Below are 16,628 nucleotides of genomic sequence, written 5' to 3' on the forward strand. Positions count from 1 at the left end.
ACCCGTCGAGGGGGAAGCATGGCGATCCTGTCCAGTCCGTCCAGAGCCGGCGCGCTGACCACAGCGGCCCTGATGATGTCGGCGCTCCTGTCCCCGGCATCGGCCCAACCACCGTCCGTACCGGACCAGTTGTACGTCGCCCCCTGGGGCGAGGACTCCTGGCCCGGCACCCTGAACCGCCCCTTCGCCACCCCGGCACGCGCCCAGCAGGCGGTACGGGAGCGGTCGTCGCGCATGACGTCGGATCTGGTGGTGAACCTGCGCGGGGGGACGTACACCCTGAAGAAGCCGCTGCGGCTGACGGAGGCGGCGGGCGACTCCGGCCGGGGCGGCCGGAAGGTGATCTACCAGGCGTACGGCTACGGGACCCCGCGGCAGGAACGGGTGACCCTCAGCGGTGGCCGCGAGATCTCCGGGTGGCGCCCGGATCCGCGGCTGCGCGGGTTCTGGCGTGCCGACGTGGGCGGCCTGGAGACCCGGCAGCTCTACGTCGACGGGCGGCGCGCGACGCGACTCGCGCGCGAGGGCGCCGGGTTCGAGGGCACGCTGAAGGTGACGAGGACCGGCTATGTCACCACCAGTGCCGTGCCCGGGAGTTGGCGGAACCCGGCGGACATCGAGTTCGTCTACCGCGGCGGCTATGTCGAGGGCCGCTGCGGAGTCGCCGCCGTCTCCGGCCGCACCATCACGATGGACCAGCCCTGCTGGGACCTGGCCCAAGCCCTGTACGGAGGGCCGGAGTTGCTGAAGGAGCCGACCGCCGTCGAGAACTCCCCCAGCTTCAAGGCCAAGCCCGGCAGCTGGTACCTCGACCGCTCCCGCCCCGGCCGTCACGAACTGCTCTACTTCCCGCGCCCCGGACAGGACATGCGGCACGCCGAGGTGATCGCCCCGGTCCTGGAGAGCCTGGTCACCGGCACCGGCCGGCCCGGCCACCCGCTGCACGACATCGGCTTCCGCGGGCTGACCTTCGCCCACGCCACCTGGCTGGCGCCCAGCGAGCCGGCCGGGTTCCCCGCCGCGTGGAGCCTGTATCTGCGCCCCGGGAAGGGCGACGACGCGCGACTGCTGACTGTGCCCGGCACGGTCGCCTTCCACCACGCGGAGCGGATCACCCTGGAGGGCAACCGGTTCACCCATCTCGGCGCCCAGGCACTGGAGTTGTCGCGCAGCAGCTCGTACAACACGGTCGACGGCAATGTCATCAGCGATGTCTCCGACGGCGGCATCCTGATGGGGGTCACCCCGCCCGCCGAGACGGGCACCAGCCGCGGCAACCGGATCACCAACAACTGGATCCACCGCACCGGCCAGGAGTACCACGCGTCCTCCGCGATCTGGGACACGGCGACCCGGGAGACGACCATCGCCCACAACCAGGTCGACGACGTGCCCTACACCGGCATCCTGTCCGGCCCGGCCGAGGACCTGCGCGGCCTCATGCACGGCAACCGCATCCTCGGCAACCGCGTCTTCGCGACCAACCGCCTCCTGCCCGACGGCGGCGGCATCTACCTGCGGGGCGAACAGGGCACGTCGTTCGAGGACGGTGCCCTCATCAGCGGCAACGCGGTCACCAGCAGCGACCACGGTGACTGGAACGTCGGGATCTACACCGACGACAGCACCAACTGGACCACCGTGGCGGGCAACGCGGTCTACGACTACGTCGCCGCCATCGGCGGGTGCAGCGAGGAGTGGGGCGACCGGCCCGTGCGCAACGTGCGCTACCGGGACAACTTCTGGGACGACGCGGTGCCCGAGTGGCTGGAGCGACGGGACTTCCCCGGAGCCTGGCCGCCGGCCGACAAGGAGCATCCCGACGAGGGCTGCGGGGACCCGCACGACCTCGAGTTCACCGGCAACACGCTGCTGCCTGCGCAAAACCCCGGCCGGGCCTGCGCGGCCGACGCCGACTGCGCCGCCGTACTGGCGAACGCGGGGCCACTGCCTCAGTATCGGCAGCGGCTGGGGATGCGCTGACAGAGCTCCGAGACAACTCCGCGAGAACGACGAAGGGTCTCCACGGGCATCCGCCCGTGAAGACCCTTCACACCGTCGGGACGACAGGATTTGAACCTGCGACCCCTTGACCCCCAGTCAAGTGCGCTACCAAGCTGCGCCACGTCCCGGTTGCGACTCCCCCGGCCGAACCGCGGGAACACGCAGGTAAACCCTACCTCATGGACGTGACCGGGGCGGACGTCAGCCGCGTACGGCGGTGGGCCGTGCGACCTGGGACGGTTCGCCGGCGGCCCGCGTCGTCCCGGTGACGCGGCCGGCCCTGCGGGCCGGGACGAGGAGTGCGGCCAGGGCGGCGGCCAGGCACAGCACCGCGAGCAGGGTGAAGCCGTGGGTGTACCCGGAGCCGTACGGCAGACCGGAGGGCTGGAGCCCACCGGTGACCAGGACGCTCGTGACCGCGGCGCCGATGGAGCCGCCGATGGTGCGGATGTTGGCGTTCATGCCGGTCGCGGCGCCCGTCTGCTCGGGCGGGACACTGCCCACGATCAGGTTGGCCATCGAGGCGAAGGCCAGTCCGATGCCGAGGCCGAACACACCCGCGACGACGGCGACCTGCCACTGGGCGGTGTGCCAGAGGGCGAGGAGGCCGAGGGCCAGCGCGCCCAGGGCGGCACCTGTGGTCAGCAGTGCCTTCGCTCCGACCACGGGTTCCAGTCGGCCACTCAGGAGTCCGGAGCAGAACATCGCCACCAGCATCGGCAGCATCAGCAGTCCGGAGGCCGTGACGCTCGCGCCGAACCCGTACCCGGCCGAGCTCGGCGTCTGCACGAAGGCGGGCAGGAAGGACCAGAGCGCGTACATGCCCGCGCCGAAGAGCAGCGCGACGGTGTTGGTGGTCCACACCGCGGGCAGCCGCATCACGCGCAGGTCGATCAGCGGCGAGCGGGAGCGGGACTCGGCGAACAGCCACAGCGCGAACAGGACGACGGCGAGGGCGAACAGACCGATCACCCGGGCCGAGCCCCAGCCCCACTGGCCCGCCTGGCTCAGCGGCAGGAGCAGCGCCACCAGCCAGGCCGACAGCAGGGCGGCGCCGAGCCAACTGACCCTGCCCTCGGCGCGGTTGGGCGACTCGGGGACATAGCGCAGGGCGATCAGCGTGGTGAGCGCGACGACGGCGACGGGGATCCAGAACAGCCAGCGGTAGTCGAGCGCGGAGACGATGGGGCCGGCCGCGACGATGCCGACGCCGCCGCCCGCGGCGATCACGGCGGACAGGTTGCTGATGCTGCCGCTGACCTCGGAGGGGGCGAACTCGTCGCGGATGATGCCGAAGGACAGCGGGAACAGGGCGCCGCCGACGCCCTGGACGACCCGGGCGACGATCAGCACACCGATGGTCGGCGCGAGGGCGGCGAGCAGACAGCCGGCCAGTACGACCAGGAGGACGGCGACGAGGGTGCGCTTCTTGCCGATCAGGTCGCCGACCCGGCCGAGGATCGGGGTGAAGACCGAGGCGGACAGCAGATAGGCCGTCATCACCCAGGTCGCGGTGGACTGTGAGGTGTGCAGTGCGTGCTGGACGGTCGGCAGGGCCGGCGCGATCAGCGACTGGAGCATGGCGAACACACCGGCACCGGTCGCGAGGACCGCGAAGGTGAGACGGGTGGACTTGCGGGGCATGGAGAGCCTCTCCGAGCACAGGGTGCGGCCGGAGCCTCATGGGAAGCGGTCGCGGAAAGGACGATGGGAGCGCCTCGACTGATAAAGTGGAGGCATGCCTCCACTCTAGCGGAGGCGTGCCTCCGCTTCAACCCGTAACGGAGGTCGACCTCCGTTTCACCCCCCGGGAGGCGTCCGTGACCGCCCAGTCGTACCCCGTCAGCGAGATCGTCGCGTCCCGCCGGCCCACCCGGAAGGACGCCGCCCGCAACTACGACGCCCTCCTGGCCGCCGCCCGCGAGGCCTTCGCGGAACACGGCGCGGAGGCCTCGCTGGAGGACGTCGCACGGCGGGCGGGCGTCGGCATCGGCACGCTGTACCGGAACTTCCCCACCCGGCGCCATCTCTTCGAGACCGTGTACGCGGACGAGGTGAACACCCTCGTCCGGGTCGCCGAAGAGGTCGCCGACCAGGAGCCCTGGGACGCCCTGACGGCCTGGCTCGACCGGTTCGCGGGCTACATGGTCACCAAGCGGGCCGTGCGCGAGGCACTCAACGACGAGTCGGAGATCTTCGCGGCCTGCCGCGACTCGATGTACGCGGCCGGCGGACCCCTCTTCGAACGCGCCCAGCGGGCCGGACAGGCACGCGAGGACATGGACTTCGTCGAGCTGCTCCGCATGGTCGCCGGCATCACCGCGACGGCCTTCGACGACGACGCCCAGCGCAAGCGGGTCATGTCGATCGCCCTGGACGGCGTCCGCACTCGGATCTAGCTCTTGCTTGTGTGACTCGAGTAAGTTCGGCCGCATGTCCCTCCTGGCCAGACCCCCGCTCGCCGGCCTCACGGCACGGGCGATGCAGCGCGCCACCCGGCTCGCCGACCGCCGTATGACCCCCGTGACACACGCCCGCTTCCCCGAACACCCCCGCAACACCCGGGAGTTGACGATCCCCACCGCGGTCGCACCGGCCCGGGCGACGGTCTATCTCCCCGCCACCGACGGGGACGCGGCGCCACCGGTGCACGTCAACTTCCACGGCGGTGGATACGTGATGACGCTGACCGAACTGGACGACCCGCTGTGCCGGTACCTCGCGGCCGAGGCGGGCGCGGTCGTGATCAACGTGGACTACGTCGTCGCCCCGCAGCACCCGTTCCCCGCACCGCCCCGGCAGGCCTACGAGGTGGTCCGCTGGGTCGCCGAGAACGGTGCCGCGCAGGGCTGGGACGGGACCCGGCTCACCGTGGGCGGGCAGAGCGCCGGCGGCGGGCTCGCGGCGGCCGTGGCACGGCAGGCGCTGGAGGAGGCCGGGCCCGCCATCGCCCTCCAGGTCCTGCACTATCCCCCGCTCGACCTGGCCACCGGCGCCCGCGACAAGAAGGCGGCCATCGCCCGGCCCATGCTGCGGCCCTGGATGGCCGACGTCTTCGACACGTCGTACTGCCCCGACATGGACCTGCGCCGGGACCGGCTGGTCTCCCCCGCGCACCCCTCGGACACCGCCGACCTGAAGGGCATCGCCCCGGCGCTGGTCGTCACGGCCGAGTACGACCTCCTCAAGGCGGAGGCGCTCAGTTACGCCGACCGGCTGCGTACCGTGGGCGCGCTGGTAGAGCACCACGACGTCGCGGGCGCCGACCACGGCTACGACGGCAAGGACGACGTGAAGGCGCGGGAGGTGTACGCCTTGATCGCTTCCCGTGTGAGGGAAGCGGTGCGGTGAGAAGCGGGGCCGCGGCCGCCCCTCGGAAACTGCTACGAGCACCAGGCTGGAGCGGTTCGACACCACTTACATCCCGTCGCCGATCCCCCATCTCTTCCGCAACATCGGGGACACTCCGCCAGGCATCCCCTGGCCCGAACTAGGCTCCCGGTTCATGCGATTGACAGTTCTCGGCGGCTGCGGCGCCTGGCCCACCGCCACTCAGGCATGCAGTGGCTATGTCGTCGAGGACGAGGGCTTCCGGCTCCTCGTCGACCCTGGATACGCCACACTGCCCCGCCTGTTGACGCACCTCAGCGTCGACGCGGTGGACGCCGTCCTGCTGAGTCACGGCCACCCGGACCACTGCGCCGACCTCAATCCCCTGCTGCGGGCACGAGGATTGAGCGACGCCCCCCCGCCGCCCCTGCCGGTGTTCGCACCGCACGGGGCGGCGGACGCCGTTCTGGCGCTGGACAAGCCGAGCATGCTCGCGGACGCCTACGAGCTCCACGAGTTCAGTCCCGGCGACCGCATGGACATCGGCCCGTTCCGCACCGACACCTGGCTGCTGCCGCACTTCGTGCCCAACGCCGGTATCAGGCTCAGCACTTCGCGGGCCACCCTCGCCTACACCGGCGACACCGGTCCCAGCCCCGACATCCCGCGCCTCGCCGAGGGTGCGGATCTCTTCCTGTCCGAGGCGACGTACCTCCGCCAGGTCCCCTCCTCCGGCGACGCCCCGTATCTACTGACGGCGCTACTGGCCGGGCAGTACGCCCAGCAGGCGGGCGCACAACGGCTGTTGCTCACCCATCTGTGGCCCGGCACCGACCCCTCGGACGCCCTCAAGACGGCGGCGGAGACCTTCTCCGGCCCCGTGGACGTGGCCGTCCCGGACCTCGCGATCGCCCTCTGACACGGCACGAAGCCGGCCACCGCCCTGACATTGCGGTGGCCGGCTTCGGCATGTGCCCCCTCGGGCGGCTCAGTGGGCGCCGACCAACTCCTGGTCCGCACCCGGCTTCTCGGCCTGCTTGGAGCTGCGCACGGCCGCGATGCCGATGAAGACCATGGACGACAGTCCGGCGATGGCGAAGGCGGTGAAGCCGAACTCGCCGTTGCCCGCGGCGAGGAGCTGGCCGCCGAGCCACGGGCCGAAGACGGCGCCGAAGCGGCCCATGCCGGAGGTCCAGCCGACGGCGGTGGCCCGGCTGTCCGGGGTGGAGCGGATGGACACCGTCGCGTAGATCATCGTCTGGGCGCTGTTGAGGAAGACACCGGTGAAGAAGACGACCACGGTGGTCACGCCCATCGGCATGTGGACGCTGAGCAGGAAGACACCCGCCGCGGTGAGCGCGAACCAGATCGCCGAGATGCGCGGGGCGCCGAAGCGGTCGGCGGCCCGGCCCGCGACGAGCATGCCCACGATGCCGCCGAGGTTGAAGACGACGACGAAGGTGAGGGCGTTGGCGAGCTCGTAGCCCTCGGCGCGCATCAGGGTGGGCAGCCAGGTGGCGACGCCGTAGACCAGGAGGAGTCCGCCGAAGGAGGCCAGCCAGTACAGCAGGGTCTGGATCCACTCGCCGCCGCGGAACAGGTTGGCGAGGGCGTCGAAGCGGTCGGCGGCGGACTTCTTCCCGGACCTGTCGGCCGGCAGCTCGACGTCGTACCGCTCGGCCAGCGCGCGGGCCTCCTCGGTGCGGCCCTTGGCGACCAGGAAGCTCAGGCTCTCGGGGAGGAACTTGGCGAGCACCGGGGCGAAGAGCAGCGGGAGGACGCAGACCCAGAAGGCGGCACGCCAGCCGACGGGGTCGATCAGCCACTTGGCGACGTAGGCGGAGAGGATCCCGCCCGCGTGGTGGGCGGTCATCAGCACGCCGATGACGATGGCGCCGCGGCCGCGCGGGGCGTAGTCGGAGACCATGCTGATCGCGGTGGGGAGCAGGCCGCCGAGCCCGACGCCCGCCAGGGTCCGGCCGAGGCCGAAGACCGCGACGCTGTCCGCCATGGCGCACAGACCGGAGGCGAGCGAGAAGAGCGTCACGCAGGCGACCATCAGCTTCTTGCGGCCGATCCGATCGGCGACGGTGCCCGCGGTCAGCGCGCCGATCAGCATGCCGAAGGTGGCGTAGGAGCCGAGGTCGCCGGCCTGGTCGGGGGTGAGGCCGAAGGTCTTCGTCTCCAGCAGGTGCGGCAGCACCGAGCCGTAGATGAACATGTCGAGGCCGTCGAAGAGCACGGCCAGCCAGCACAGACCGACGACCAGGAAGGCCAGTCTGCTGCCGCGAGCGGAAAGGGACGGGGAGGGGGAGGAGGACATCGTTGGTTACCTCTCGTGCTTGGTGCGCTAGACGCTAAGGAGCCGTCCGCCAAGAGTCAACGTTTTTGTCAACAATCTCATCGACAATCATTGGCGGACCGCTCTCTGCCCAGCTCAGGCCACCGGAGGTGTCCCATGGGTGTGGAACGAAGCGATGGTCTGAAGGCCCCAGGCCTGTCCCTTCTTGCGCTCTTCCTCGGTCCAGGTGACCAGCGGCCAGTCCGGCGCCAGCACCAGCCGGGTGAGCGGGTTGCACAACTCGATCCGGTTGCCGCCGGGCTCGTAGACGTACAGGAAGAACGTCTGCTGGATGGCGTGCTTGTGCGGCCCGGTCTCGATGAACACCCCGGTGTCGATGGCGAGATCGGCCGCCCGCAGGATGTCCTCACGGGTGTCGGTCGCGAACGCGATGTGGTGCAACCGGCCTTCGCTGCCGGTCCAGTCGGAGGTGTAGACGACGTCGTACGACTTGTTCGTGTACGTCAGCCAGCGCGCCGCGATCTTCCCGCTGTCGAGCCGGATCTGCTCGGTGGGCCGGGCGCCGAGCACGTTCTGCTGGAACTCGGCGTTGGCGAGCGCGTCGGCGGCGAGGAAGTTGATGTGATCCAACCGCCGTACGCCGACTCCCCTGTTGGGCTTGGCCTGCGGCTGGTTCTTCAGGGCGGGTTTCAGTTCCTCGGGGGCCTGGTAGTACTCGCTCTCCCAGTACAGGGCATGTTCGTGGCCGTCGGGGTCAGTGGTGACATAGAGCTTGCCGAGGCCGGGCTCGTCCTCGACCCACTTGCCGGTGCCGCCCGCCTCCTCGTTGGCCTTGATACGGCGGTGGAGGGCCTCCTCGCTGGAGGTGCGCAGGGCGAGGCGGCCGAGGCCGGGCTGTTCGCGGGCGGTGAGGACCAGGCTGTGGTGCTCGTAGTCGTCGTAGGTCCGCAGATAGACGGTGTCGCCGTCCTGTCCGTTGACCGTGAGGCCGAGGTAGTCGGTGAAGAAGGCGACGCTGGCGTCCAGGTCCGGGGTGAACAGCTGGGTGTGGCCGATGTGCGCGATGTCGCCGAGCGGCGGAGTCATCGGTGACCTCCTCGGGGTAGTGCGGCGGCCCTGGGGAAGACGGTGCCGTCGAAGAGCTTGCGGGCCGTCCGCACCACGGCGGTGCGACGGGCGGAAGGGAGGCCTTCGGGAGTGGTCCCGAGGCTGCTTTCGATGTCCAGGAATCCGGTGGGATGTTCTATGCGAATTCGGTCACTGTCGGGGCAAAGCTCCGCCAGGTCCGCGCCCACGCCGCCTTCGATCCGCAGCCCGGCGGCCACGCTGGCCGCGCCGAGCACGCCGATCGAGGTGTGGCAGCGCACCGGGATGAAGGTGCGGGTGGTGACCGCGCCTCCGTGGCGGGGCGGGGCAAGGAGCGTGAGCTTAGGCACCGTGGTGTCCGAGACATCGCCGAGGCCCATCAGCCGGCCCGCCTTGAGACGGATCCGGTGCAGCCGGTCGGCGAGCGCCAGATCCTCCTCCAGGTCCTTGGGCGACTCGTGCCCGGTGACCTTCAGCGCGGTGGCGGCGATCAGCACGACCGGCATGCCGTTGTCCACGCAGGTCACCTGGACGCCGTCGATCTCGTCGCGGACGCTCCCGGTGGGCAGCAGCCTGCCCGTGCCCGCCGGGAACTCGATCACGACGGGTGCGGCCGTCCCCGGCACCCCTGAGATCTCGGCGTCGCCGGTGTAGTCGACCCTGCCGCCGGGAGTGGGGAAGGTCGCCGTGGCGTGGTCGCCGCTGTTGACCATGCGGATCCGGACGGAGGTCGACTCCTCCCCCGCCGGGACCAGTCCGCGCTCGACGGCGAACGGGCCGACGCCGGCGAGGATGTTCCCGCAGTTCTGACGGTCGCTCACCTCGGGGCGGTCGACGGCGACTTGGAGGAAGAGGTAGTCGACGTCGGCCCGCTCATCGGCGGACGGCGAGACGACCGCCACCTTGCTGGTGAGCGGGTGCGCGCCGCCGAGTCCGTCGATCTGCCGCTCGTCGGGGCTGCCCATGATCCGCAGCAACAGGTCGTCGCGCGGGGCGGGTTCGGCGGGGAGGTCGGCGGCGAGGAAGTAGGCGCCCTTGGAGGTGCCGCCCCGCATCAGCAGACAGGGCACCTCCTCGGGCACGGAGGTCACGACGACTCCCCCGGGTTCGCCGCGTACTCGTCGTACGACTTGTACTCGACGCCGAGGTTCTTCAGCGTCTCCCGCAACCCGTAGCGGTCCAGGCCGAGTTGGCCGTCGATGAAGGCGGCGCGGGTGGCGGCCTCCTTGGCCTCGCGGGCCGCCGACTTCTCGACCGTCTCGGCGACGCGCTCCCGCGGAACGACCACGACACCGTCATCGTCGGCGAGGATCACGTCGCCAGGGCGGATCACCTGGCCGTCGATGGCGATCGGCACATTGACCGAGCCGCCCGTGGCCTTGACCGTGCCCTGCGAGGAGACCGCGCGGGACCAGGCGGCGAAGCCCATGTCGCGCAGCTCCTGGGTGTCGCGGATGCCGGTGTTGGTGACGACTCCGCGCACTCCGCGCTGTTGGAGCGCGGTGGCGAACAGCTCGCCGAACAAACCGTCGGTGCACGGGGAGGTGGTGGTGACGACCAGGATGTCCCCCTCGCCGCACTGCTCGACGGCGGCGTGGATCATGAGGTTGTCGCCGGGCCAGCTGAGCACGGTGACGGCGGTACCGGCGACTCGTACGCCCTGCTGGACGGGCCGAACTTCCGGGCCCAGCAGGCCCGTTCGACCCATGGCCTCGCTCACCGTCGCCACGCCGTAGCCGGCCAGCGCGTCGACGTCCTTCAGCTCCGCCTTCGGCGGGTCGGTGACGATCACGCCGCTCATGCCAGCTCCTTCGCGATCTGCGGGTAGGGGCGCATGTACGCCTCGGCCATGGTCTTGTGGGCGAGGCCCAGGTTCGGGCCGGCGTTGCGCTTGAGCTGGACGCCCCGGCGGACGGCGAGGTCGGTGTAGTAGTCCCACAGGTGCTGCTGGGCGCCGAGGCACTCCATCGCCTTGCGCTTGGTGTCCCAGACCTCGGTGATGTCGAGGAGCACCTCGGGCTTGAAGCCGCTCATCTCGGGCTGGTGGGGCTCGAAGAAGAAGACCGGCGGGGCGCCGATGATCTCGCCGGGGCCGGGGTAGCCGATGGCCTGGGCGAGGACGCGGGCCTCCAGGGCCATGCGGTTCGCGGCCGGGTGGTCCCCGTTGTAGGGATCCTCGGTGGGGTGGGTGAGCACGACGTCGGGCTGGGTGTCGCGGTAGACCTCGACGAGCCGGTCGGTCAACTCCGGGGTGACGAGCAGCGGGTAGTCGCCGGCGTCGAAGAAGCGGACCTCGGCGCCGAGGGTGGCGGCGGCCCGCTCGGCCTCGTCCCGCCGTATCGCCTTGATCTCGTCGAGCTTCTTGCCCTCGCGCCACGCCTTGGCGGACTCGCCGCGCTCGCCGAAGGTCAGACAGGCGATGGTGACCTTCTCCCCACGGGAGGCGGCCAGGGCGATGGCACCCCCCGCACGCCACACGAAGTCGCCGGCGTGCGCGGTGATGACGAGTGTCGATCGTGGGCTGGCGGGCGCGTTGGCCTGGGTCATGCTGGATTCTCCTCGGTAACAGGTGAACGCCCGCCCCGAACCACGGTGATCAGTCGCGCAGCGCCTCGATCACGCTGGTGAGGTGGGCGCGGACGGCCGTCTCGGCCGCCTGCGGATCCCTGGCCCTGATCGCCTCGATCATGGTCAGGTGCTCGTTCAGGGATTGCTGCGGACGCCCCGGACGCAGCGCCAACTGGAAGCGGTGCCGCACCAGTTGGGCGTTGAGCCGCTCCAGCAGCTCCTGCGCGGTCCGCTGGTCGGAGAACTCCCGGATGCGGACGTGCAGTTCGTGGTTGAGGTCGGAGTAGGTGACCGGCTCGCCGTCGGCGACGGCCTTGGACATGGCCGTACCGAGGTCGGTGAGCTCGACCAGCTGCTCGTCACTCGCCGCGACCGCCGCCTTCGCCGCGCACAGCCCTTCCAGGACCATGCGGCACTCCGTGATGGCGACCGCTTCGTCCACGGTCACCACCCGCACCCGTGAACCACGGTTGCGGATCCGCTCCACGAGCCCCTGGGACTCCAGATCGATGAGTGCCGCACGGATGCTGGCCCGTGTCACACCGAACTGCTCGGCGAGCTCGTTCTCCACCAGCCGCTGCGCCGGTGCCATCTCGCCGTGCAGGATCGCCTGCCGCAGCTGCGCGAGCGCATGCTGTTTGGCCTGCTCCCCGGTGCTCGGACGGGCTTCTTTCGGCATCGTGCCCTCCCTGAGTGAGTGCCTGTCGAACCTAAATCTAGCCAAACAAGATTGTCAACAATTTTGTCTGCTGTATTGCAGCCATACTTCTCGTCCATGGTCGCAGCTCAGCCCTCGCGGTACAGCGAGGCGAGCAGTTCCATCACGGCCTGAACAGCGGGGTGCGGGTCGTCCCGCCACCACGCGAGGCGTACGGCGACGGGCTCGGCGTCGCGCACCGGCCGGTAGACGACTCCGGGTCGCGGGTACTGGCTGGCGGTCGAGTCCGCGGTCATTCCGACACAGCGGCCGGTGGCGATGACGTTCAGCCAGTCGTCGACGTCGTGTGTCTCCTCCACCGCCGGCCGGGCCTCGGCCGGCCACAGGTCGGGGGTGGTGGTGCCGGTACGGCGGTCGACGAGGAGCGTGCGGCCGGCGAGGTCGGCCATCCGCACGGACCGCCGGCGGGCCAGCGGATCGTCGGCCGCCATCGCGCACAGCCGGCGCTCCAGACCGAGGATGGCCGACTCGAACCGGCGGTCGGCCACGGGACGCCGTACGACGGCCAGGTCGCAGGCGCCTTCCGCGAGGCCCGCGGTCGCGGAGTTGACGCGCACCAGGTGCAGGTCCGTCTCCGGGTGCTCCTGACCCCAGCGGCGCTGGAAGGCGAGGGTGTGCCGCCCGAACGCCGCCCAGGCGTAGCCGATCCGCAGCTGGGCGTGGCCCGAGGTGGCGTCCCGGACCAGATCCTCGACCTCGGCGAGCACCCGCCGGGCGTGCGCGACGACCCTGAGTCCGGTGGGCGTCGGGGTCACCTCGCGCGAGGTGCGCCTCAACAGCCGTACGCCCAAAGCCCGTTCGAGCGAGGCCAACGTTCGGGAGACGGCCGCCTGGGAGACGCCCAGGGTGAGGGCCGCGTCGGTGAAGGTCCCCTCGTCGACGATCGCGACGAGACACCGCAGCTGCCGCAGGTCCACATCCATGACCCAAGCGTATAGATGGCTCCGCGGATGCATTTTGCGCAAACACCGAGGGCGCGCACGATCGGCGCATGCAAGAGGCTCCCGCACAGCCCGCGGTCTCTCCCCTGCCCACACCCACACCCACACCCACGCCCATCCCCACCCCGTCCCGGACGAGCCTGTCGGGGGCGGCCGTCATGGTCGGCAGCGGTCTGTCCAACCAGGTCGGTGCGGCGGTCGGTTCGCTCGCCTTCCCCATCATCGGCCCCGTCGGGGTCGTCGCGGTCCGCCAGTACGTCGCCGCGGCCCTCCTCCTCGCCGTCGGCAGGCCCCGGTTCAGGTCGTTCACCTGGGGGCAGTGGTGGCCGGTGCTGCTGCTGGCCGTGGTGTTCGGGACGATGAACCTCTCCCTCTACACCGCCGTCGACCGGGTCGGTCTGGGGCTCGCGGTGACCCTGGAGTTCCTCGGTCCGCTGGCCATCGCGCTGGCGGCGACCCGGCGGCGCGTGGACGTCTGCTGCGCGCTGCTCGCGGCGGCGGGTGTCGTCACCCTGATGCGCCCGCGGCCCTCCACCGACGCTCTCGGCATGGGGCTGGGCCTGCTGGCCGCCGGATGCTGGGCCGCGTACATCCTCCTCAACCGCACCGTCGGCCGCCGTATCCCCGGCGCCCAGGGCGCGGGTGCCGCGGCGGCGGTGTCGGCGCTGATGTTCCTGCCGGTCGGGGTCGTCGTCGCCGTCCGGCAGCCACCGACCGCCTGGGCGGCCGGCTGCGCGGTGACCGCCGGCCTGCTGTCCTCGGCGGTGCCCTACCTCGCGGACCTGGTCACCCTGCGCCGCGTACCGGCTCCGGCGTTCGGCCTGTTCATGAGCGTCAACCCGGTCCTCGCCGCCGCGGTCGGCCTGGTCGTCCTCGACCAGCACCTCGGCGGACCGGAGTGGGCCGGCATCGGAGCGGTGGTCACGGCGAACGCCCTGAGCATCGGCACGTCCCGATCCAAGGCCTCAGCGCCGGGCCGGTAGCCGGACCCCCGCCACAGACACCCCCGTCGACCCGAGCCGGCCGCCACCACGACCGCCGCCACCACCACTGCGAACGCACCCGGCATCGGCCCATCCCGCTCCCGACCAGGCCTAACCGCCGAGCCAGTACCCGAACCCCCGGCGTGTGTGGATCAGTGCGGGCCCTTCCCGGTCCACCTTGTGGCGGAGGCGGGAGACGAGTTTCTCGATCGCCTGGTGGCCGCGGAACTCGCCCCAGACATGGCGGCTGATCTGCTCCTTCGACAGCACCCGGCCCGCGTTGGCGAGGAGATGGCGCAGCAGCCGGTACTCGGCGGGTGTGAGGTCCAGGGGCCTGGAGCCGCGGCGGGCGCGGCAGGTCGTGTCGTCCAGGACCAGGTCACCGTGGCCGGGCCTGCCGGGACGCGGTCCGGGGCCGCGGCGGCGCAGCAGTACCTGCGCCCTGGCCAGGACCTCGGCGACGCGCACGGGCTTGATGACGTAGTCCTCCTCGCCCAGGCCGAGTTCGGGCAGCAGCCGGTGCAACGAGTCGCAGGAGGCCAGGAAGAGCAGCGGGGGCCGGTCGGCGGGTGCCATCCGGCGGCCCCGGCCGAGGTCCGCCAGGTCGGGCAGCCCGGTGTCCAGGACCACCAGGTCGAACCGCTGCCGGCTGAGCCGCGCCAGGCCCTCCGCGCCGGTGCTCGCGGCGCCGACCCGGTAGCCGGCCAACTCCAGGGTGGTGGTGAGCAGTTCGGCGTCACCGGGGTCGCCCGCGACGACCAGGACGTGCTGTCCGTCGCCGCGGGGTGGTGACGGTTTCTCCAGGAGATGCGCGTACATGGCGAGGCCAATCGTGGGGGTCCGGACGGCGGTACGGTCAGGCGGAGAGCGACGGGGCGAGCGGGTCCTCGGCGTGGCCGACGAAGTCGTCCACGAGCCGGTGGAAGAGGGTGGCCAGCTGTCGCATGTCCTCGGCGGACCAGTGGGCCAGCGCCTGTTCGAGGTACTGGCGGCCCACCTCGCGTATCCGGCCGACCGCGGCCAGCCCCTCGTCGGTGAGCTGGACGCGCTGGGCTCTGCGGTCGTCCGGGTCGGCGACGCGGATCACATAGCCGCTCCGCTCCAACTGCCGCAGCTGACGGGTGACATGGGAGGCCTCCACGGAGAGCCGGACCGCCAGCACCCCGGGGCGCAGCGGCTCGCTCTCGGCGATGTGCCGCAGGATCGCCACGGCCGCGCGGTCGAGCGGCACTCCGGCCATCGCCATGAGCCGCTCGTGCCGCCGGCTCCGCCCGGCCAGGTACGCGACCCGGCTGAGGACTCGCTCTATCTCGGCCAGGGTCGCCGTGGCCGGCGCGTCTGCGGTCATGACACCACCCTAGGGGTCGTTGCCTGACTTAAGCAATGCAAGTGATTGCTTGACTTAAGTAATAGTGATGTGCTTGCCTAACTCAAGTAACCGGGGTCGCATTGAGCGGATGCGGCCCCGTCGCGCCCGACCCGTGGGGACGGGGTACGGCGCCGCCACCGGCCCTGGGACCGGCCCACTCCCCCAGGTCCGCCCCGGGGTCCGGTGGCACCTCTTCGCCGCACCTGGAGAAAGTGAGACCCGAGATGGCCACGATGAAGTCCGCCCTGACCGCCAAGGACACGGTCGACGTACGGGACGTCGAGCGTCCCGTGCCCGGCCCCACGGACGCCCTCGTACGGATCCGCGCCTGCGGGATCTGCGGCACCGACACCTTCTTCCTGCACCTCGGCGGCATGCCGGCGGGCGCGGACGGCTCGATGCGGGCGATCCCGCTGGGCCACGAACCCGCCGGCGAGATCGTCGAGGTCGGCGCCGAGGTCACCGACGTCAAGGTCGGCGACCGGGTCGTGGTGAACCCGCAGGGCGTGCCCTCCGGGATCATCGGCTGCGGCGGCGCCCACGGCGCCATGAGCGAGTACCTGCTGATCGAGGGCGTCGAGACCGGCCGGAACGTGACGGTCTTCCCCGACACCGTGCCCTTCGAGGTGGCCTCCCTGAACGAGCCGATGGCGGTCGCCCGGCACGCCGTCAACCGCTCCGGGGCGGCCCCCGGCGACAAGGTCGTCGTCTTCGGCGCCGGGCCCATCGGACTGGGCGCCGCCATCTGGCTGAAGCTGCGCGGCGTGGCACACGTCGTGGTCGTCGACATCCTTCCCGAGCGCCTGGAGACGGCCCTGGCCATCGGCGCCGACGCCGTCATCGACTCGGCCACGGAGAACGTCACCGAGCGTCTGACCGAGCTGCACGGCCAGGCCGCCAACGCCCTCGGCCAGCCCCGCCCCGGCACCGACATCTACCTCGACGCCGCCGGTGCTCCCGCCGTCTTCCAGGCCGTCGTCGACAACGCCAAGTGGCACGCCAAGCTGGTCATGGTCGCCGTACAGAAGAAGTCCGACGCCATCGACCTCGGCGGCATGCTCCGCAGCGAGCTGACGCTGATCGCCTCCCAGGGGTACCCCACCGAGATCTTCGAGGTCACGCCCGAACTCGTCGAGCACCACGAGCTGTTCGCCAAGCTGATCAGCCACCGGGTGCCTTTCGGCGAGGTCGAGCGGGCCTTCGAGCTGGCGCTGACGCCGGGCGCCGCGGAGAAGGTCGTCGTCACATTCGACGACGAGGCGTAGGCGACCTCCGGCATACGGGGCTCCCGCCGTGCGCGGGACCCCGAGGCCCGGACCGGGACCCC

Annotated in this window: 16 protein-coding genes and 1 tRNA gene; 6 read left to right on the top strand and 11 right to left on the bottom strand. The window is 71.2% G+C overall.

Going from position 1 to position 16,628, the window contains the following annotated elements:
* The first annotated feature begins 18 nt into the window (after nt 1–18).
* The gene (locus ABKA17_RS08230) at nt 19–1,983 is read left to right on the top strand and encodes a right-handed parallel beta-helix repeat-containing protein (RefSeq protein WP_353691225.1); all 1,965 of its coding nucleotides are present in this window, start codon (nt 19–21) and stop codon (nt 1,981–1,983) included.
* Nucleotides 1,984–2,058: 75 nt separating this feature from the next.
* Here the strand turns inward: ABKA17_RS08230 and ABKA17_RS08235 are convergent.
* Nucleotides 2,059–2,132 (bottom strand) — tRNA-Pro (locus tag ABKA17_RS08235).
* Nucleotides 2,133–2,205: 73 nt separating this feature from the next.
* Nucleotides 2,206–3,648: an MFS transporter gene (locus ABKA17_RS08240; RefSeq protein ID WP_353691226.1), complete on the bottom strand. Its 1,443-nt coding sequence runs from the start codon at nt 3,646–3,648 to the stop codon at nt 2,206–2,208.
* A 176-nt stretch (nt 3,649–3,824) separates the two neighbouring features.
* Here ABKA17_RS08240 and ABKA17_RS08245 point away from each other — a divergent pair, with 176 nt between their 5' ends.
* From ABKA17_RS08245 to ABKA17_RS08255, 3 genes are all read left to right on the top strand, one after another.
* Nucleotides 3,825–4,403: a TetR/AcrR family transcriptional regulator gene (locus ABKA17_RS08245; RefSeq protein ID WP_353691227.1), complete on the top strand. Its 579-nt coding sequence runs from the start codon at nt 3,825–3,827 to the stop codon at nt 4,401–4,403.
* A gap of 34 nt (nt 4,404–4,437) precedes the next feature.
* Nucleotides 4,438–5,355 carry an alpha/beta hydrolase gene (locus tag ABKA17_RS08250; protein ID WP_353691228.1) on the top strand — a complete coding sequence of 306 codons (918 nt, stop codon included), beginning with the start codon at nt 4,438–4,440 and terminating at the stop codon, nt 5,353–5,355.
* A 154-nt stretch (nt 5,356–5,509) separates the two neighbouring features.
* Complete coding sequence (locus tag ABKA17_RS08255; RefSeq protein WP_353691229.1) at nt 5,510–6,253, top strand: MBL fold metallo-hydrolase; 744 nt, start codon at nt 5,510–5,512, stop codon at nt 6,251–6,253.
* Nucleotides 6,254–6,322: 69 nt separating this feature from the next.
* On the opposite strand, the gene ABKA17_RS08260 is transcribed toward ABKA17_RS08255, so the two are convergent.
* The 7 genes from ABKA17_RS08260 to ABKA17_RS08290 all read right to left on the bottom strand — a co-directional run bounded on the left by ABKA17_RS08260 (nt 6,323) and on the right by ABKA17_RS08290 (nt 12,931).
* A complete protein-coding gene (locus tag ABKA17_RS08260) occupies nt 6,323–7,657 on the bottom strand; it encodes an MFS transporter (protein WP_353691230.1) in 1,335 nt (444 codons plus the stop codon).
* A 114-nt stretch (nt 7,658–7,771) separates the two neighbouring features.
* Nucleotides 7,772–8,722, bottom strand: coding sequence for a catechol 2,3-dioxygenase (locus ABKA17_RS08265; RefSeq protein WP_353691231.1), 951 nt, complete (start codon nt 8,720–8,722; stop codon nt 7,772–7,774).
* Nucleotides 8,719–9,777 (bottom strand): 4-oxalomesaconate tautomerase, encoded by a 1,059-nt coding sequence (locus ABKA17_RS08270; protein WP_353691614.1) that lies wholly within the window; start codon nt 9,775–9,777, stop codon nt 8,719–8,721. The genes ABKA17_RS08265 and ABKA17_RS08270 overlap by 4 nt, the downstream gene beginning before the upstream one ends.
* Before the next feature lie 32 nt (nt 9,778–9,809).
* Nucleotides 9,810–10,523 (bottom strand): 4-carboxy-4-hydroxy-2-oxoadipate aldolase/oxaloacetate decarboxylase, encoded by a 714-nt coding sequence (locus ABKA17_RS08275; protein WP_353691232.1) that lies wholly within the window; start codon nt 10,521–10,523, stop codon nt 9,810–9,812.
* Nucleotides 10,520–11,269 (bottom strand): PIG-L deacetylase family protein, encoded by a 750-nt coding sequence (locus ABKA17_RS08280; protein ID WP_353691233.1) that lies wholly within the window; start codon nt 11,267–11,269, stop codon nt 10,520–10,522. The genes ABKA17_RS08275 and ABKA17_RS08280 overlap by 4 nt, the downstream gene beginning before the upstream one ends.
* 49 nt (nt 11,270–11,318) lie before the next feature.
* The gene (locus ABKA17_RS08285) at nt 11,319–11,969 is read right to left on the bottom strand and encodes a GntR family transcriptional regulator (protein WP_353691234.1); all 651 of its coding nucleotides are present in this window, start codon (nt 11,967–11,969) and stop codon (nt 11,319–11,321) included.
* Between the two features lie 107 nt (nt 11,970–12,076).
* Entirely contained in the window at nt 12,077–12,931 is an 855-nt protein-coding gene (locus ABKA17_RS08290; RefSeq protein WP_353691235.1) for a LysR family transcriptional regulator, read from the bottom strand.
* A gap of 68 nt (nt 12,932–12,999) precedes the next feature.
* On the opposite strand from ABKA17_RS08290, the gene ABKA17_RS08295 reads away from it, so the two are divergent.
* A complete protein-coding gene (locus ABKA17_RS08295) occupies nt 13,000–13,932 on the top strand; it encodes an EamA family transporter (protein WP_502994167.1) in 933 nt (310 codons plus the stop codon).
* A 111-nt stretch (nt 13,933–14,043) separates the two neighbouring features.
* Here the strand turns inward: ABKA17_RS08295 and ABKA17_RS08300 are convergent, their stop codons facing one another.
* The gene (locus ABKA17_RS08300; protein WP_353691236.1) at nt 14,044–14,751 is read right to left on the bottom strand and encodes a response regulator transcription factor; all 708 of its coding nucleotides are present in this window, start codon (nt 14,749–14,751) and stop codon (nt 14,044–14,046) included.
* Nucleotides 14,752–14,788: 37 nt separating this feature from the next.
* The gene (locus tag ABKA17_RS08305) at nt 14,789–15,280 is read right to left on the bottom strand and encodes a MarR family winged helix-turn-helix transcriptional regulator (RefSeq protein ID WP_353691237.1); all 492 of its coding nucleotides are present in this window, start codon (nt 15,278–15,280) and stop codon (nt 14,789–14,791) included.
* Nucleotides 15,281–15,525: 245 nt separating this feature from the next.
* Between ABKA17_RS08305 and ABKA17_RS08310 the strand changes: the two genes are divergently transcribed.
* Nucleotides 15,526–16,566 carry a zinc-dependent alcohol dehydrogenase gene (locus ABKA17_RS08310; RefSeq protein WP_353691238.1) on the top strand — a complete coding sequence of 347 codons (1,041 nt, stop codon included), beginning with the start codon at nt 15,526–15,528 and terminating at the stop codon, nt 16,564–16,566.
* The last annotated feature ends 62 nt before the right edge of the window (nt 16,567–16,628 follow it).

This window comes from Streptomyces sp. RG80 (assembly GCF_040446465.1).
In the GTDB taxonomy this organism is placed as follows: Bacteria; Actinomycetota; Actinomycetes; order Streptomycetales; family Streptomycetaceae; genus Streptomyces.

What these genes read in the sequence shown, in the direction of transcription:
- ABKA17_RS08230 (WP_353691225.1), top strand. Translation starts at nt 19, where the DNA reads ATGGCGATCCTGTCCAGTCCGTCCAGAGCCGGCGCGCTGACCACAGCG.
- ABKA17_RS08295 (WP_502994167.1), top strand. Translation starts at nt 13,000, where the DNA reads ATGCAAGAGGCTCCCGCACAGCCCGCGGTCTCTCCCCTGCCCACACCC.
- ABKA17_RS08285 (WP_353691234.1), bottom strand. Translation starts at nt 11,969, where the DNA reads ATGCCGAAAGAAGCCCGTCCGAGCACCGGGGAGCAGGCCAAACAGCAT.
- ABKA17_RS08310 (WP_353691238.1), top strand. Translation starts at nt 15,526, where the DNA reads ATGGCCACGATGAAGTCCGCCCTGACCGCCAAGGACACGGTCGACGTA.
- ABKA17_RS08255 (WP_353691229.1), top strand. Translation starts at nt 5,510, where the DNA reads ATGCGATTGACAGTTCTCGGCGGCTGCGGCGCCTGGCCCACCGCCACT.
- ABKA17_RS08250 (WP_353691228.1), top strand. Translation starts at nt 4,438, where the DNA reads ATGTCCCTCCTGGCCAGACCCCCGCTCGCCGGCCTCACGGCACGGGCG.
- ABKA17_RS08290 (WP_353691235.1), bottom strand. Translation starts at nt 12,931, where the DNA reads ATGGATGTGGACCTGCGGCAGCTGCGGTGTCTCGTCGCGATCGTCGAC.
- ABKA17_RS08300 (WP_353691236.1), bottom strand. Translation starts at nt 14,751, where the DNA reads ATGTACGCGCATCTCCTGGAGAAACCGTCACCACCCCGCGGCGACGGA.
- ABKA17_RS08260 (WP_353691230.1), bottom strand. Translation starts at nt 7,657, where the DNA reads ATGTCCTCCTCCCCCTCCCCGTCCCTTTCCGCTCGCGGCAGCAGACTG.
- ABKA17_RS08265 (WP_353691231.1), bottom strand. Translation starts at nt 8,722, where the DNA reads ATGACTCCGCCGCTCGGCGACATCGCGCACATCGGCCACACCCAGCTG.
- ABKA17_RS08240 (WP_353691226.1), bottom strand. Translation starts at nt 3,648, where the DNA reads ATGCCCCGCAAGTCCACCCGTCTCACCTTCGCGGTCCTCGCGACCGGT.
- ABKA17_RS08280 (WP_353691233.1), bottom strand. Translation starts at nt 11,269, where the DNA reads ATGACCCAGGCCAACGCGCCCGCCAGCCCACGATCGACACTCGTCATC.
- ABKA17_RS08275 (WP_353691232.1), bottom strand. Translation starts at nt 10,523, where the DNA reads ATGAGCGGCGTGATCGTCACCGACCCGCCGAAGGCGGAGCTGAAGGAC.
- ABKA17_RS08270 (WP_353691614.1), bottom strand. Translation starts at nt 9,777, where the DNA reads ATGCGGGGCGGCACCTCCAAGGGCGCCTACTTCCTCGCCGCCGACCTC.
- ABKA17_RS08305 (WP_353691237.1), bottom strand. Translation starts at nt 15,280, where the DNA reads ATGACCGCAGACGCGCCGGCCACGGCGACCCTGGCCGAGATAGAGCGA.